General features: G+C 48.9%; 2 protein-coding genes and 2 pseudogenes. 1 reads left to right on the top strand and 3 read right to left on the bottom strand.

Going from position 1 to position 1,515, the window contains the following annotated elements; translation table 11 throughout:
* From QZ506_RS10520 to mdtJ, 3 genes and pseudogenes are all read right to left on the bottom strand, one after another.
* The coding region (locus QZ506_RS10520) for a transposase family protein (RefSeq protein WP_291970958.1) at nt 1-235 on the bottom strand (235 nt) is incomplete at its 3' end.
* Nucleotides 236-514: 279 nt separating this feature from the next.
* Nucleotides 515-826 carry a multidrug/spermidine efflux SMR transporter subunit MdtI gene (gene mdtI, locus QZ506_RS10515; RefSeq protein ID WP_291970957.1) on the bottom strand — a complete coding sequence of 104 codons (312 nt, stop codon included), beginning with the start codon at nt 824-826 and terminating at the stop codon, nt 515-517.
* Nucleotides 813-1,181: pseudogene (gene mdtJ / locus QZ506_RS10510) on the bottom strand (multidrug/spermidine efflux SMR transporter subunit MdtJ). The gene mdtI and the pseudogene mdtJ overlap by 14 nt, the downstream one beginning before the upstream one ends.
* Nucleotides 1,182-1,381: 200 nt before the next feature.
* Here mdtJ and QZ506_RS10505 point away from each other — a divergent pair.
* Nucleotides 1,382-1,515, top strand: a pseudogene (locus QZ506_RS10505) (IS5/IS1182 family transposase); the annotation flags it as partial.

Below are 1,515 nucleotides of genomic sequence, written 5' to 3'. Positions count from 1 at the left end.
GTACATCAGCTTCGACTATTGTCGCGAACTGGCAGGTATCGAGATGGCGCCATTTACGATGTCGGTGATCGTGAATAGGACAGTGTTTCCCGCAGGTTGGACAGGTTAACTGAGAGTTTTCAGCGATACCGACTGTAACGGTAACAGAACCGTCATTCTCATCGAGAGAAAGAGACTTTACCTGCCACGGAATAGACAGGTTGAGGATATGAGCGTAGAGATACTTTTCGTCCATGGTGGTGACCTCTGCAATTTAATACGCCATTATCATGCCTTCAGCCACCACAACAAGGGAAGACCCAGATATGAACATGAAGAGCGCCGTAAGGAGCTCTGACTGATGACCAACCCAGTTTACCCCCTCGTCATCCTCGGCGAAAGACGGGGATCTCTGTGAGACGAAACGCGTTTACTGACCAGAGATTCCGGCCTTCGCGGGAATGACGGAGGTGGGTGGGAATGACTGTTTGAGGTCGATGCGTCAGACGCTTTATTTTTACGCTAGTTTAATCAGCTACATTCCCAGTAACAGCAGCCACAATCCAATCCAGCCGCTTTTGTTGAGTCGCTGGCCGAACAATATCCACCCGGCTGCCAAGGTAGCTGCAATACCAAATCCTCCCCACAGCGCGTAAGCAACGGTGAGATCGATACCCTTTACCGCTTGTCCCAGAGCACTAAATGCGGCCAATACGCTTATCAGTGATAATATCCCAAGCCACAGGCTGCGAAAGCCGTCCGACAGTTTAAGGAAAATGTTGGCGGCAATCTCCAATAAAATTGCTAGACCCAGGAACGCCGCATGCTGCCATTCAAACGGTAACATGATGGTTTCCTCGCTTTGTATTGGCCGCTGGGGCTTTACGTACCCCCGATTTCACCAGCAGGATACCTACCAACAATATTGCCAGCCCGATGACTTTTAACACTGAAAGGGATTCATCAAACAGCATGACGCTAAACAACGTGATAAAGATAATACCGATACCTTCTCACAACGCATAAGCCACGCTCATTGCAACGCGCTTTATGGAGATCGATAGCAAAAGGTAGGAGAGTGCAATCATGCCATACATCACCATATGTCCCAGCGGGCTACCGCTGAGGCTGGCGTATTTCATACTCAGCGTACCGATAATTTCTGCCGCAATCGCGCAGGCTAAAAAGATCCAGTAAATCATTATGTTTCTCCCTGAGAGGATGACCTCGTAGCATCTGGGTAATGCCCGGCGATGTCCCCGTGAAAACAGGGCACAGCGATACCGAAGAGATCGAGTCCCAGATGCGATAAAGAGGAGGCTCAGCAGGCTTTGTTGAATAAATAGAACTTTTGGGTAATCATCGGAGCAGATCACCACAGTTGTTTCAAAATCAGGTCTCCATGGCAAAACAAAATGTTAAAATCACCAACTGGCCCTCTTATAACAAGGCCCTCAAGCAGCGCGGTTCTCTAACCGTATGGCTAGATGAATCAGCCATTGCTGCATGGACGGAAAAAAACACTACTGAACGGTG

Source organism: Candidatus Symbiopectobacterium sp., assembly GCF_020054415.1.
Lineage (GTDB): Bacteria > Pseudomonadota > Gammaproteobacteria > Enterobacterales > Enterobacteriaceae > Symbiopectobacterium.
This window is presented reverse-complemented; position numbering and strand designations above follow the sequence as displayed.